The organism is Paenibacillus sp. 32O-W (assembly GCF_007679495.1).
GTDB classification, from domain to species: domain Bacteria; phylum Bacillota; class Bacilli; order Paenibacillales; family NBRC-103111; genus Paenibacillus_L; species Paenibacillus_L residui.
The window spans coordinates 1-13,496 of record NZ_VEGP01000071.1 but is presented as its reverse complement, the minus strand read 5'-3'; the positions used below and the strand labels follow the sequence as shown (position 1 = coordinate 13,496).

Below are 13,496 nucleotides of genomic sequence, written 5' to 3'. Positions count from 1 at the left end.
TTGATCGCGATCATCGATTACGGAATGGGCAATCTGCACAGCGTCAGCAAAGCGGTGGAGCGATTGGGGTATACAGCGGAGGTAACGTCCGATGCCGTAAGGCTGGCAGCGGCGGATGGCGCGATTCTGCCCGGGGTCGGGGCTTTCGGTGATGCGATGCGGGAGCTTCGGGAGACCGGGCTCGGAGACGCCGTTCTGGACTACGTCCGCTCAGGTAAACCGCTGCTCGGCATTTGTCTGGGCATGCAGCTTCTGTTCACCGCGAGCGAGGAGCATGGCGAGCACGAAGGGCTCGGCCTGCTCCCCGGTAGGGCGGTCCGCTTCCGCGGCGATTTCAAGGTGCCGCATATGGGCTGGAACCGGCTTTGCTTTCATCGGGAAAGCCCGCTTTTTGCCGGGATGGAGGAGGGCCACGTCTATTTCGTCCATTCTTACCATGTAAGACTGGGGGAACCGTCGGATCTGCTTGCTTCCACCGATTACCACGGCCCGGTGACGGCTATCGTGAACCGGGACAATGTGTACGGAATGCAGTTCCATCCGGAAAAAAGCGGTGCCGTCGGCATGCGGCTGCTGGATAATTATTTGAAAATGTGCCGTTAACTGGGGAACGAACGGGATGCGGTCACCGTCCTGAAAGGCGATGACCTGCAATAATGCAGGTCTTCCGAAGACTAAAGGCACAATAAGCCAAGGACAAACAAAAGTGCAGGTAAAACTTAGCCGATTCACTCCATTTTCGGATTTTGACGGTGAATGACATGCATTTTTGCCCGTCTTTTTGGTGATTTAGCGGATTTTCGCAATTAAGACATGTATTTTAGTTGGTCTTTGGTTCTTTGGTGTAAAAGGGTCGGCAATGTCCGGGGATTTGGCATTTCCACGATGACGGCATAAGTAACTATAATCTTGTTTCAAAGTGCCGCTGCTTAAGGGAGTAGGAAACTACTGGTACTTGACATTGCCTGATCAAGCCGGCGGTAAGGCGGCGTATTTTGAATCCAGGGGGGAGATTAATGGTGGCGAAACGAATAATTCCATGCTTGGATGTGAAGGATGGACGGGTAGTTAAGGGTGTTAATTTCGTTAATTTGCGGGATGCCGGCGATCCGGTGGAGCTGGCGGCGTTTTATGATAAGGAAAATGCGGATGAACTGGTCTTCCTCGACATCTCCGCATCCGTAGAGGGCCGGGCGACGATGATCGAGGTGGTTCGTCAAACCGCCGGGGAGATTTCCATTCCTTTCACCGTAGGGGGCGGCATCTCCAGTGTGGAAGATATGAAGCGGCTCCTTAGAGCCGGAGCGGACAAAATCGGAATCAATACGGCAGCCATCCGCCAGCCGGAGCTGATTTCGGAAGGGGCGGCGAAATTCGGTTCCCAATGTATCGTTGTAGCGATTGATGCGAAGTATAACGAAGCCTGGGGAGACTGGGAAGTGTATACGCATGGCGGCCGCAAGGAGACTGGCCTTCGAGCGCTGGAATGGGCCAAGAAGGCGGAGGAGCTGGGAGCCGGCGAATTGCTGTTGACCAGCATGGACGCGGACGGCACGAAGGACGGCTTCGATCTGAAGCTGACCCGGGCGGTATCGGAGCTGGTAGGCATTCCGGTTATCGCTTCGGGTGGAGCCGGTACTGCCGAGCACTTCTACGATGTGTTCACGGAAGGCAAAGCGGATGCGGGATTGGCCGCAACGGTGTTTCATTATAAGGAATTGACGGTTCAAGGCGTGAAGGACGTCTTGAAGCAGAAAGGAGTGGAAATCCGTTGACAGAATCGAAGAGCAGTCAAGGTACAACCGGGGGAGCTGAGCTTCGGGCGGTAGATTTCGCACAGGCGAAGGAGACGATTCGTTGGGATGACCGCGGACTCGTTCCGGCTATCGTGCAAGATGCGATCAGCAAGGAAGTCCTTATGATGGCATATATGAATAAAGACGCGCTCGACAAAACGAATGAAACCGGCGAAGCCTGGTTCTGGAGCCGCTCCCGCGGGGAACTATGGCATAAGGGGGCTACTTCCGGCCATGTGCAGCGGGTTAAGTCCCTTCACTATGACTGCGATGCAGACACGTTATTACTAAAGGTGATTCCGCAAGGACCGGCTTGCCATACCGGCAAGTATACCTGTTTTCATAATGAAGTTGAGATTAAGGAAAATGCTTCATCGGGACAGGCTGATGATTCTTCTAAACCGGCCGGTGTTTCGGACGGGGACCGATTCGCTATCCTCGGCAAGCTGGAAACGATTGTGGCCGAGCGGGATGCGGAGCGTCCGGAAGGGGCTTATACGACTTATCTGTTTGAGAAAGGCGTCGACAAAATATTGAAGAAAGTCGGTGAAGAGACGGCTGAGGTCATCATCGCGGCCAAGAACAGGGACAATGAGGAGCTTCGTTATGAAACGAGCGATCTGATTTTCCACCTTCTTGTCTTGCTGAGAGACCGCAAGCTTCCTTTGGATGAAGTGCTGTCGGAGCTGAACCGCCGGCATATTCAGAAGCCCGCGGGTGAATTTAAATAAAGATGCATGCAGCGGTCGCGATAACCGGCAGAGGGCTGGAAAAGTCCTCCGGTTGTCGGCCGCTTATTGCTGTTGTTGAAGAACGTTATGTTAATCAACATGCATCTTCGTCCGCTTTTCGGGAGACTTGAATAGAAATCTTTCTTCATGTGGATTTTATATCAATTTTCAATCCAATGTTTCCTATGGGAAACCGTCATCTCATGTGAATGCTGCCTCCCAAGTTGGAGAATTAAGGGGATAGTGCGAAAATTTCGGGCCATAAATCTTCAACAAGGCTAATTAAATGTAAACGTTCGATAATTTCCGTTGTAAGTGCATTATTTTGAGATGCCAGGAATTAAGTCGGAGTAAATTGCGTGGTTTGGAGAGGCAAAGAAAATTGCACAATTTTAGAGAGCAAGCCTCGGAATGTAAGGAATTCGCATGCAAGCTTAAGACAATGTGGAATTGCAGTTGTTTCGTGTTGTCAAGCATTTAGATAAATGTCACGAAAAGTTCGTCCCTGCTCCGGCATGTGGCTTTGGAAATTTAACCGTCGTCACGGTATAATAAAGTAAGTTAATCAAAAATGCTGCGCAGGTGGGTTACAAAGTTTCGGGAGGGTATTATGAGCAACCACTTTAAAGTATTTTCCGGTTCATCCAATCCTAAGTTGGCAGAATTAATCAGCAAGGAGCTGGGTCAGCCACTCGGCAGGGTGAAGCTCTCACGGTTTAAGAGCGGGGAACATTATTGCCTTTATGAAGAATCTATCCGTAATTGCGATGTGTTTTTGGTACAGACCTTCTCGGGTCCCATTAACGAACATTTTGTCGAGCTGCTGGTTATGATCGATGCCGCCAAGAGGGCTTCCGCGAAGACAATCAATTTGGTCGTTCCCTATTACGGCTACTCCCGGCAGGAGAGAAAATCTGCGCCGCGCGAACCCATTTCTGCGAAGATGGTTGCCGATGTGCTGACGACGGTCGGTGCGGACCGGGTAATCACGATTGATCTCCATTCACCGGCGATTCAAGGCTTCTTCAATATACCGGTCGATCACCTGACGGCACTGGATTTGATCAGCGATTATATCCAGAAGAAGAACATTCCGAATCCGATTATCGTCTCGCCGGATGCCGGACGAGCCACGACCGCGGAGAATCTGGCCAACATTCTGTACGCGCCGTTCGCGATCATGATCAAGAAGCGTCCCGCGCATAACGAATCCGTCATTACTCATATCATTGGGGATGTTGAGGGCAAGACGCCGATTATTATCGAAGACCTGATTGATACCGGAACAACTATCGTTAACGTGGTCGAAGGCTTGAAAGAGCGGGGGGCCAACGACGTATACGTCTGTGCTACACATCCCGTCTTCTCGGGCCCGGCACTGCAGAGGCTCGATCATCCCAGCATTAAGGAAGTGGTCATTACCGACTCTATCGCCATTCCGGAGGAAAGGTCGGACCGCTTCAAGGTGCTGTCGGTTGCACCACTCTTGTCTAATGCCATCCGTATTAACCGCGAGGGCGGATCGATCAGCTCCCTGTTCAAATACGGAGGAGTCTAAATCAGAAATTATTCATGCAGCGGGCCAAGCACCGGCAGCCACTTGCCGTGTTCGCGCGCTGTTCTCTTTATCGGCATAAGAAAAGCCTTGAAGATGTTAACGGTAGGTATTCCGGATTAACTATGATATACTTTTGTTTGATAACCTGATAAAGCGGTCAGCCGCTTGTCAGATGAGCCGGAGGTGCCTTGCCCATGGGAAGGAAACTGAGTGTGGCAGACCAGCCAAAGCCTAAAGTGATTTCGTTGAAGATGGATGCCACCTTTTTTTTCGAGAGGGCTGTCCGGTCGTTGGACCGACTTCATTACGACAAGGCTCTTAAATATTTCCGCAAAGCGGTCGATTATGAACCGGATAACCCGGTCAACCATTGCAATCTGGCTGGAATATTGTCAGAGATGGGCATGTTTGCCGATTCCAACCGGATTTTAAAGCAAATTATAGATGAGGTAGATCCGTCCATGACGGAGTGTTACTTCTATATGGCGAACAATTACGCCAATATGGAGGATTTTGAGAACGCCGAGAAAGCGATTATCCAGTATTTGGAGAAAGATCCCAACGGACAGTATCTGGAAGAATCCGAAGAGATGATCGAACTGCTCAGCTACGAGCTGGAGCGCCCGACGCGACTTACTTTCGTCAAGAGCAGGGAAAGCATGTTCGAGCATGACAAGGCCAGAAGCCTGTTGGAGGAAGGCCGTTTCGGGGAAGCGGTCCGGGTGCTGAACCGTCTTGTTAAGAAGTATCCTGATTTTCTGGCGGCGCGCAATAATCTGGCTTTGGCCTATTACTATATGGGCCAGTTTGATAAGGCGATGGAGACGATTGTGCAGGTGTTGGAGCTGGATGCCGGGAATTTGCATGCTTTAAGCAATCTGGCGATTTTCTACCAGCATTTCGGGGCAGAGCAGGAGCTGGAGAAGCTGCTGTCGCTGCTTAGGAAGACTTGCCCGTTCCATCATGACCATGTCTTTAAGCTGGCTACGACGATGGGCATACTGGGTGAGCACGAGACCGCCTATGTATTGTTCAGGAGACTGATTAAGAGCGGGGAGGCGGGGGAAGACCCCTGCTTGTTCCATTACACGGCCGTTGCCGCTTATAACATCGGAAGGCTTAACGAAGCCCGCAAATATTGGCAGCAAGCCGAGAAGCTGGACCCGCATTCCGATATCCCGCGTTTCTATTTAAGTCAGCTGGAGAAGGTGCCTTCCGAAGAAGCGGGCAAGCCTTATTTCAGCTATCACTATCATCTTCCGTTCGAAGAGCAGTTCCGGACGATGGTCAAGACGAAGGATGCGTTGCCGGACAGTCTTAAACGGGATCCTCTAGTCCGCTCTTCTTTCTTCTGGGCCTTGAGACACGGCGATGTAGAGGCCAAACTGCAGGTCATCCAAGCCTTCGGCATTATTGCCGACGCGGAAGTGGAAGAAGCGCTACGGGAGTTTCTGTTGGAGCCGGGCGAAGACGATTATTTAAAAAGAGTCGCTTTATTCGCGCTGCGGAGCATGGGCGTTAATGAGCCGCTGCAGGCGGTGATGGCCGGGCAGCCGATCACTCTTCCCGCAACGCCGGTTTCTCCGGATCTTCCCGTATGGGAGCCGAAATGGCAGCGGGTGCTGGAGCTGGCGCTCCAAAATATGCAGAAGCGCTACGATATGATTCAACAGTATGATATGGAGACCCTCTGGGTGGAATACTTATCCCGAGCTTATCCTTCGGTCCCCGTCATTCATAAGCCGGAGGGCTGGGCGGCGGCGCTGGAATACCTGACCGCCAAGATGCACCGGCGTGCCATCTCCTATGAGGAAGTGGCCAAAAGATATCAAATCTCTGTAACCACGATCTGCAAGCATGTGAAGTCCATAGATGAAACCTGCGGACTGAAGCAGAAGATGGAAGCGATCTTCCCGAAGTTTTCCAGCTACATGAAGCAGGACGAAGAGAAGTAGGCCGGATACCGCCGATGTGAAGATCCGGTCTATCTCCGAAGGATTTGCAATCAGGTAAGGAGGAAGAACAATGTATAAATCCGTAGTTATCGGCACCGGTCCGGCAGGACTGACTGCCGCCATCTATCTGGCTCGCGCGAATTTGAATCCGTTGGTCATCGAAGGCCCCGAGCCTGGCGGCCAATTGACGACAACGACCGATGTTGAGAACTTCCCCGGATTTCCGGATGGAATCATGGGTCCCGAGCTCATGGACAACATGCGCAAGCAAGCCGAACGCTTCGGCGCCGAGTTTAAGACGGGCTGGGTGAACAGCATCGATTTGAGCCAACGCCCCTTCAAGATGAGTGTCGAAGGACTGGGCGAGCTCGTATCGGAAACCGTTATTATTTCAACCGGCGCGTCGGCGAAGCTGCTGGGAATCCCTAATGAGAAGGAAAGCATCGGACGCGGAGTCAGCACTTGTGCAACCTGTGACGGCTTCTTCTTCCGCGGCAAGAAGATCATCGTGGTCGGCGGCGGGGATTCCGCAATGGAGGAAGCCAACTTCCTGACCCGTTTCGCCACGGAGGTCAATGTCGTTCATCGCCGCAATGAATTGAGGGCGTCCAAGATCATGCAGGATCGCGCCCGCGAGAATTCGAAAATTACCTGGAGCCTTAACCGTACTCCTCTTGAGGTCCTCTCCGGAGAGAACGGCGTTATCGGCCTGAAGGTGAGGAATAACGAAACCGGAGCGGAAGAAGTCATTGAAGCCGATGGTATATTCGTTGCTATCGGTCATACCCCTAACACGAAGTTTCTTAACGGGCAGATCGATACGGACGAGATCGGATACATTCGGGTTAAGCCGGGAAGCTCGGAGACGAATATTCCGGGAGTTTTCGCTTGCGGAGACGTCCAGGACAACAAGTACCGGCAGGCGATTACCGCAGCGGGAAGCGGCTGTATGGCCGCTCTGGACTGCGAGAAGTTTCTGGAAGGAAATATGGTGCATGACTGGAGTCAAAGCTTAAGTGAATGATGGCGAAGTTCCGGATAAATTCCGGCTCTTATCGCACGTATAGGAAGAAAGGATGAGTTGCGTTCAACTTGTCCTTTCTTCCCGATTGCTTATCATCATTAAGCGGTCTGCCGTAACATCCTTGCCGATGAGTGCAGGGTTTAGCAGAAATCGGCAGAGGCAGTCCATTAATCGGAGAGGTGACATGAATGTCGGGAAATCTGTATGTCGGTGTCGATCTAGGAGGCACCAACATCAAAGTGGGGATATGTGACGAGACCGGAAAACTGCTGCACTCTTATGAAGGGCCTACGGGGACTGACGAGGGAGCGGAATCGATTATTGCCAAAATTGAGGAATACGTCCGCAAGCTGGTGGCCGATGCTTCTTTGTCTTTAGATCAAGTAGTAGGAATTGGGGCGGGGGTTGCCGGCTTCCTGGATATCCCTAACGGGATCGTCCTGTCGTCTCCCAATATTCCGGCCTGGCACAATGTGCCGTTGAAACAAATCCTCGAGGAACGGTTTAACAAACCGGTCATTATCAATAACGATGCCAATGTAGCTGCCCTGGGAGAAGCTTGGGGAGGCGCCGGAGCGGGCATTTCCAATCTGGTCTGCTACACTTTGGGAACCGGGGTCGGCGGCGGCATTATTATTGACGGTAAAATCCATCAGGGCTTCTCCGGAATGGGCGGCGAGCTGGGACATATGCAGGTCGTTCCCGACTTGGAGGCTATCGTATGCGGCTGCGGCCAAACCGGCTGTCTGGAAACGGTATCGTCCGCCACTGGAATCGTGCGGATGGCTAAGGATGCCGTAGGCCGGGGGGATAAAACGTCCCTGCAGCTGCTGGAGCAAATTACCGCCAAGGATGTCTTCGATGCCGCCAAAGCAGGCGATGAAGCAGCCATCCGGATTGTGAACCGGGCCGCATATTATTTAGGGCGGTCTCTGTCTATGCTGGCGGTTATCGTCAACCCTCAGCGGTTTATTCTGGGGGGAGGCGTTTCGAGAGCCGGAGAGATTCTGTTCGAACCGATCCGCGAAATTTTCTCGCAGTATACTCCCGCACCTGCCCGGGAAGGGGTCGACATCGTGCCGGCTATGCTCGGCAATGACGCCGGAATGGTGGGAGCGGCCGGTCTGCTGAGACAGCTATAATGTAAGTAATGCTTATAACAGAATAATTATTTTGTAAAAGGCTTTAGCAATCATATGGATTTTTATTCCAATGTATCCCATAATAGGAATAGGGTAACAAGCTGATTGAGTTCGAAGGCTCTTTCTTTCGGGACTGCATGGATGCTAATGGCTGTAGCTATAGGGAAGCAGGGGAAAGGAGAGACGGAGGATGGAAGAGAGGAATGGACTGGCGAAGCTGGTCATCATTACAGGCATGTCCGGAGCAGGCAAAACGATAGCGGTACAAAGCTTGGAGGACCTGGGATTTTTCTGTGTGGATAATTTGCCGCCTGTCTTGATTCCCAAGTTTGCCGAGCTGATTGAGCAATCTAACGGCAAGATCGGAAAGGTCGCTCTCGTTATCGATCTCCGGGGACGTGAATTTTTTACCGCGCTTTTTGAATCTCTTCGCTATATTAAGGAAAACTACACAATAACGTATGAAATTTTATTTCTGGATGCCATCGATTCGGTTCTTGTTCAAAGGTATAAGGAAAGCCGGAGAAGACACCCGCTGGCGAAGGATGGTTCGCCCCTCAGCGGTATCCTGCAGGAAAGAAAATTGCTGGAGGAACTGAAGGGGATGGCGACACAGGTGATCGATACGACCAGCCTGAAGCCTGCTCAGTTGAAGGAGCAAATTGTCTCCCGCTTTATTCAATCGGACGAGGATGTCATGGCGGTGGATGTCATTTCATTCGGCTTTAAGTACGGCGTTCCCATCGATGCGGATTTAATCTTTGACGTTCGTTTTCTCCCCAATCCGCATTATATAGAACAGCTTCGGCCGAATACCGGACAGCATCCGGAAGTATACGATTATGTTATGAAGTGGACGGAGACCCAGGAATTCCTGACCAAGCTGCTGGATCTTCTCCATTTCCTTATTCCCCAGTACAAAAAGGAAGGCAAGAGCCAGATTGTCATCGGAATCGGCTGCACTGGCGGCAAGCACCGTTCCGTAGCAATTGCCGAATATTTGGGTAAAACTCTCGGCTCCAGCGATACCGAACGGGTTCGCGTATCCCATAGAGATTCGGAGCGCGATCGCCTATGAGGATGGAACCGTTCTTGGCGGAAGATAGGGGAAAGGGAGCGCGGCCCAAGATTGTTGTCATCGGCGGCGGCACCGGACTGTCGGTCATGCTGCGCGGACTGAAGCAGAAGCCGCTCGATATCACCGCTATCGTTACCGTAGCGGATGACGGGGGCAGCTCGGGCATTCTCCGCGATGAGATGCAGATTCCCCCTCCAGGGGATATCCGCAATGTGCTGACTGCGCTTGCCGATGTTGAACCGATGCTGTCCCAAATGCTGCAGCACCGGTTCAATAGCGGGAGCGGCCTGGCCGGCCACAGCTTGGGGAATTTGATTCTGGCGGCCATGAAGGAAATTACCGGGGATTTCGTATCCGGAGTCCGGGAATTAAGCCGGGTATTGGCGGTTCGCGGCAGAGTACTGCCTGCCTCCAACCATTCCGTCATCTTGAAGGCGGAGATGGAGGATGGGACGATCGTGGAAGGGGAGTCCAAGATTCCGCAAGCGGGCAAGAAGATCAAGCGGGTCTCTATTGAACCCGCGGACGTAGAGCCGCTTGACGAAGCGATTGAAGCCATCGAAGAGGCGGATGCCATTCTTATGGGACCGGGAAGCTTGTATACCAGCATTTTACCCAATTTGCTGGTTCCGAAGCTCGCTGAGACGGTCGTCCGCTCCGAAGCCGTCAAAATTTTCGTCTGCAACGTCATGACTCAGCCCGGCGAGACGGATCATTATTCGGTAAGCGACCATCTGCAAGCTATCTGCGATCATGTCGGGCACGATTTGTTCGATTATGTTATCGTTAATAACGGCAGCATTCCGCCGCAGGTTCAACAGAAGTATGCGGAAGAAGGGGCCGAGGTGGTGCGGCTTGATCTGGAAGCGGTAACCAGCAGGGGATGCCGTGTCATTGCGGATCGTCTGGTGCTGTTCCGCACCTATTTGCGGCATGATGCCGATAAATTAAGCCGCCATATCTATGATTTGGTACAGCGCCGAATGTCTGAGAAGGAGTGAGCGGTATGTCTTTTGCGGCGGAGACGAAGAAGGAATTGACGCTGATCGAAGGCGAAGAATGCTGCGAGCATGCTGAGCTGGCGGCGCTGATCCGGATGAATGGGACGGTTCAGCTGACCAATCAGCGTGTAGTTCTGGATATTTCCACGGAGAATGCCGCCATTGCCCGCCGTATTTATTCCCTCATGAAGAAGAAATTCCAGCTGCATACCGAGCTTCTGGTCCGCAAGAAAATGCGTCTTAAGAAGAACAATGTGTACATCGTGAGAATTCCAAGCCAGGTTCAAGAAATATTGGCTGAGCTGAAGATTGTCTCGGAGGGCTTCCTGTTCACCGATGGCATCGACAAGCAGATTATCCGTAAGGATTGCTGCCGCAGAGCTTATTTAAGGGGAGCATTCTTGGCGGGAGGCTCGGTCAATAATCCGGAGGGATCCTCTTACCACTTGGAAATTGCCTCGATGTATGAGGAGCATTGCAAGGCACTCGTTCAGTTGGCCAACAGCTTCCAGCTCAATGCCAGATGCATCGAACGGAAGAAGGGCTTCGTCTTCTACATCAAGGAAGGGGAAAAAATAACGGAGTTCCTAAGCCTGATAGGCGCACATCAAGCCTTGCTGAAGTTCGAAAATGTAAGAATCATGAAGGACATGCGAAATTCGGTCAACCGGATCGTCAATTGCGAGACCGCCAATCTGAATAAGACGATCGGAGCGGCGGTAAGACAGATCGAGAACATTAAATTGCTTCAGAAGGAAATCGGCCTGGAGAATTTGCCCGACAAGCTGCGTGAGGTCGCCGAGATCCGGCTGCAATACCCGGATATTAACCTGAAGGAGGTCGGCGATTTGTTGAAAGGAACGGTCAGCAAGTCAGGGGTAAACCATCGGCTGAGGAAAATTGATGAAATGGCGGAAAAGATTAGGGCAGGAAAATAAGTTCGCCGACTTTTTTTCTAGTGTAGTTGTGGGAAAAATGATATAATATTTGAAAAACGTTGTTTTCTGGAGTAAAATTCGGTGTGATTAAGAATGGTAGGGGGTATTGGTTCATGACAAAGCGACCTGTTGTCGTAAAGTTGAAAACGGGCTTGCACGCAAGACCCGCCGCTTTGTTTGTACAGGAAGCCAACAAATTCTCTTCTGAAATTTATGTGGAAAAAGACGAAAAACGGGTAAACGCCAAGAGTATCATGGGAATTATGAGCTTGGCGATCAGTTCCGGTACGGAAGTAAACATAAGTGCAGAAGGCGCGGACGCGGAACAGGCTGTAAACGCTTTAGTTGCGTTGGTCAGCAAAGAAGAATTGGAGAATCAGTAATCAAGCAAAAATTGCTCTACATACAATGAAACCTTCTCCAACCGCAACTCCACTTAAAGGGAAGGCGAGTTGGGAAAGGTTTTTTTGTGCTGGCTATTATGTGAAGCCAAGGATAAACGGCTATCGCCGTCCTTAGGACGGGCGGCGTTTACCTACGAAATATAAGAACAGATATAGGGTGAAAACTCTTATACTTTCTTAATATGCTTAAAAAAACCGGTTCCCAGAGGAACCGGCATGAATGATGCATCCTATTACAGAGATTGAATCACTTTATCGACCAGCCCGTACTCCTTGGCTTGATCGGCCCACATGAAGTAGTCGCGGTCGGTGTCCTTCTCAATCTTCTCCAGTGGCTGGCCTGTTCTGTCGGCCAAGATTTGATTAAGCTTCTCCCGCATCCGCAGAATGCGCTTGGCGCGGATTTCGATATCACTGGCCTGACCTTCCGCTCCACCGAGAGGCTGGTGAATCATAATTTCACTGTTCGGCAGCGCGAAGCGCTTGCCCTTCTCCCCGGCAGCCAGCAGGAAAGCACCCATGGAGGCCGCCAACCCTACACAAATCGTAGAGACATCGCTCTTGATAAACTGCATCGTGTCATAAATGGCCATTCCGGCAGTAATAGATCCGCCAGGGCTGTTAATATACACATGGATGTCTTTATCGGAATCTTGCGCATCCAGGAACAGAAGCTGCGCGATAACCGTATTTGCAACGGCATCGTTAATAGGTGTCCCCAAGAAAATGATCCGGTCTTTCAGCAGGCGGGAGTAGATATCATAAGCGCGTTCTCCCCTAGCATCCGGTTCAACAACCATAGGAATAAAGCTCATAGCCGTTTCCTCCCTTATTTTATCCAGATTATGATCCTTTAAGTGTAGACTAAATTTTCAACCTAAATACATAATACCTAATATTTTATCAAAGGTCAAGAAAGGTCAAACTGTGACATAAAAAAAGCACCTTGTTCAAGGTGTTTAGCTTTTAAATGATAAAATGGCGCGCCCGCGAGGAATCGAACCTCGATCTCAGGCTCCGGAGGCCTACGTCATATCCATTGGACCACGGGCGCTTATGATTTTACAATCGTAATTGACAAGCAAAAGTAATTATATGATACTGCCATAAAAAAATCAAGTGGCAAATTTTAGCGATTTGGGGTCGCTGCAGAAAGTCCGCCGAATGCGCATGTACTCTCCTTGGAGATAGAGAAGCGGCCTGATTAAGTGCGTGCTGGGGATAGAACGATGTTGATTTTTTGGGACTTGAGCAGTCTTGAGCGTGTGAGCTCTGTCAGCGACACGGGGGGCTAACTGTATTTTAGAGGCTGTCGATTTAATGTGGACACATTTTATTAATTACAAAATCGCCTCTAAATCGCCCTCTTATACGGATTTTTAATGCAGGTAAATCTCTTGTCGAAAAGAAAATCGATCTGAGGGCATTTGAGAAGCAAGTTAGAAAACTGTCCACAGTTAATAGACAGCCTCTTTTATGCAGTTAGTTTGAAGTGAATAGCCAAAATGAACGGAACTAACTGGAAAATCAGTCTATTTTCACCGCCTGCTGGTGCCGTGCAAACGGAATGGTGCGTCTAACTGGATGTAGTTAGAATGGGATATTTTTATTGATACTGCCCATTTTGCATAAACTAGATGGAGTTTTTCCATTTAGTTTCCATTGTTCGCCCTTGAGGTGCAGACTAGTTGTATAAAATCCATTTAGACCCTCATGCCGCTGACCGCGACACCATCAGATGATGAAAATGGATGGATTTTCAAGGTAGAATAGAGTTGAATTGCTTTCAATTGTGTGAAATTTGAAAACTAAATGGATTTCATACAGTTAGATTTCTATATTCGGAAGAAATATGGAAACTAACTGGAA

The 13,496-nt window shown here is 50.5% G+C and carries 12 protein-coding genes and 1 tRNA gene; 11 read left to right on the top strand and 2 right to left on the bottom strand.

Going from position 1 to position 13,496, the window contains the following annotated elements; translation table 11 throughout:
* The 11 genes from hisH (at position 1) to FS806_RS21260 (ending at position 11,606) form a co-directional block, all read left to right on the top strand.
* Positions 1-603, top strand: a complete 603-nt coding sequence (gene hisH, locus FS806_RS21310; RefSeq protein ID WP_144940659.1) for an imidazole glycerol phosphate synthase subunit HisH — start codon at positions 1-3, stop codon at positions 601-603.
* Between the two features lie 413 nt (positions 604-1,016).
* The gene (hisF, locus tag FS806_RS21305; protein WP_144940657.1) at positions 1,017-1,775 is read left to right on the top strand and encodes an imidazole glycerol phosphate synthase subunit HisF; all 759 of its coding nucleotides are present in this window, start codon (positions 1,017-1,019) and stop codon (positions 1,773-1,775) included.
* Positions 1,776-1,852: 77 nt separating this feature from the next.
* On the top strand, positions 1,853-2,527 hold the full coding sequence (gene hisIE / locus FS806_RS21300; RefSeq protein WP_186328472.1) for a bifunctional phosphoribosyl-AMP cyclohydrolase/phosphoribosyl-ATP diphosphatase HisIE: 675 nt from the start codon (positions 1,853-1,855) through the stop codon (positions 2,525-2,527).
* 610 nt (positions 2,528-3,137) lie between these two features.
* The gene (locus FS806_RS21295) at positions 3,138-4,085 is read left to right on the top strand and encodes a ribose-phosphate diphosphokinase (RefSeq protein ID WP_370451797.1); all 948 of its coding nucleotides are present in this window, start codon (positions 3,138-3,140) and stop codon (positions 4,083-4,085) included.
* A 194-nt stretch (positions 4,086-4,279) separates the two neighbouring features.
* Entirely contained in the window at positions 4,280-6,040 is a 1,761-nt protein-coding gene (locus tag FS806_RS21290; RefSeq protein ID WP_144940653.1) for a tetratricopeptide repeat protein, read from the top strand.
* Between the two features lie 70 nt (positions 6,041-6,110).
* On the top strand, positions 6,111-7,064 hold the full coding sequence (trxB, locus tag FS806_RS21285) for a thioredoxin-disulfide reductase (RefSeq protein ID WP_144940651.1): 954 nt from the start codon (positions 6,111-6,113) through the stop codon (positions 7,062-7,064).
* Between the two features lie 188 nt (positions 7,065-7,252).
* Positions 7,253-8,206, top strand: a complete 954-nt coding sequence (locus FS806_RS21280) for an ROK family glucokinase (RefSeq protein WP_144940649.1) — start codon at positions 7,253-7,255, stop codon at positions 8,204-8,206.
* A 190-nt stretch (positions 8,207-8,396) separates the two neighbouring features.
* A complete protein-coding gene (gene rapZ, locus FS806_RS21275; protein ID WP_144940647.1) occupies positions 8,397-9,284 on the top strand; it encodes an RNase adapter RapZ in 888 nt (295 codons plus the stop codon).
* 2 nt (positions 9,285-9,286) lie between these two features.
* Positions 9,287-10,285: a gluconeogenesis factor YvcK family protein gene (locus FS806_RS21270; protein WP_144940687.1), complete on the top strand. Its 999-nt coding sequence runs from the start codon at positions 9,287-9,289 to the stop codon at positions 10,283-10,285.
* Between the two features lie 5 nt (positions 10,286-10,290).
* A complete protein-coding gene (gene whiA / locus FS806_RS21265) occupies positions 10,291-11,223 on the top strand; it encodes a DNA-binding protein WhiA (RefSeq protein WP_144940645.1) in 933 nt (310 codons plus the stop codon).
* 113 nt (positions 11,224-11,336) lie between these two features.
* The gene (locus FS806_RS21260) at positions 11,337-11,606 is read left to right on the top strand and encodes an HPr family phosphocarrier protein (protein ID WP_144940643.1); all 270 of its coding nucleotides are present in this window, start codon (positions 11,337-11,339) and stop codon (positions 11,604-11,606) included.
* A 254-nt stretch (positions 11,607-11,860) separates the two neighbouring features.
* Here the strand turns inward: FS806_RS21260 and clpP are convergent, their stop codons facing one another.
* On the bottom strand, positions 11,861-12,442 hold the full coding sequence (gene clpP / locus FS806_RS21255; protein WP_144940641.1) for an ATP-dependent Clp endopeptidase proteolytic subunit ClpP: 582 nt from the start codon (positions 12,440-12,442) through the stop codon (positions 11,861-11,863).
* Positions 12,443-12,606: 164 nt separating this feature from the next.
* Positions 12,607-12,681 (bottom strand) — tRNA-Arg (locus tag FS806_RS21250).
* Between the last annotated feature and the right edge of the window lie 815 nt (positions 12,682-13,496).

Excerpts from the sequence above, each read along its gene's own strand:
- hisF (WP_144940657.1), top strand. The coding sequence starts at position 1,017 with ATGGTGGCGAAACGAATAATTCCATGCTTGGATGTGAAGGATGGACGG.
- FS806_RS21295 (WP_370451797.1), top strand. The coding sequence starts at position 3,138 with ATGAGCAACCACTTTAAAGTATTTTCCGGTTCATCCAATCCTAAGTTG.
- FS806_RS21290 (WP_144940653.1), top strand. The coding sequence starts at position 4,280 with ATGGGAAGGAAACTGAGTGTGGCAGACCAGCCAAAGCCTAAAGTGATT.
- trxB (WP_144940651.1), top strand. The coding sequence starts at position 6,111 with ATGTATAAATCCGTAGTTATCGGCACCGGTCCGGCAGGACTGACTGCC.
- FS806_RS21280 (WP_144940649.1), top strand. The coding sequence starts at position 7,253 with ATGTCGGGAAATCTGTATGTCGGTGTCGATCTAGGAGGCACCAACATC.
- rapZ (WP_144940647.1), top strand. The coding sequence starts at position 8,397 with ATGGAAGAGAGGAATGGACTGGCGAAGCTGGTCATCATTACAGGCATG.
- FS806_RS21270 (WP_144940687.1), top strand. The coding sequence starts at position 9,287 with ATGGAACCGTTCTTGGCGGAAGATAGGGGAAAGGGAGCGCGGCCCAAG.
- whiA (WP_144940645.1), top strand. The coding sequence starts at position 10,291 with ATGTCTTTTGCGGCGGAGACGAAGAAGGAATTGACGCTGATCGAAGGC.
- FS806_RS21260 (WP_144940643.1), top strand. The coding sequence starts at position 11,337 with ATGACAAAGCGACCTGTTGTCGTAAAGTTGAAAACGGGCTTGCACGCA.
- clpP (WP_144940641.1), bottom strand. The coding sequence starts at position 12,442 with ATGAGCTTTATTCCTATGGTTGTTGAACCGGATGCTAGGGGAGAACGC.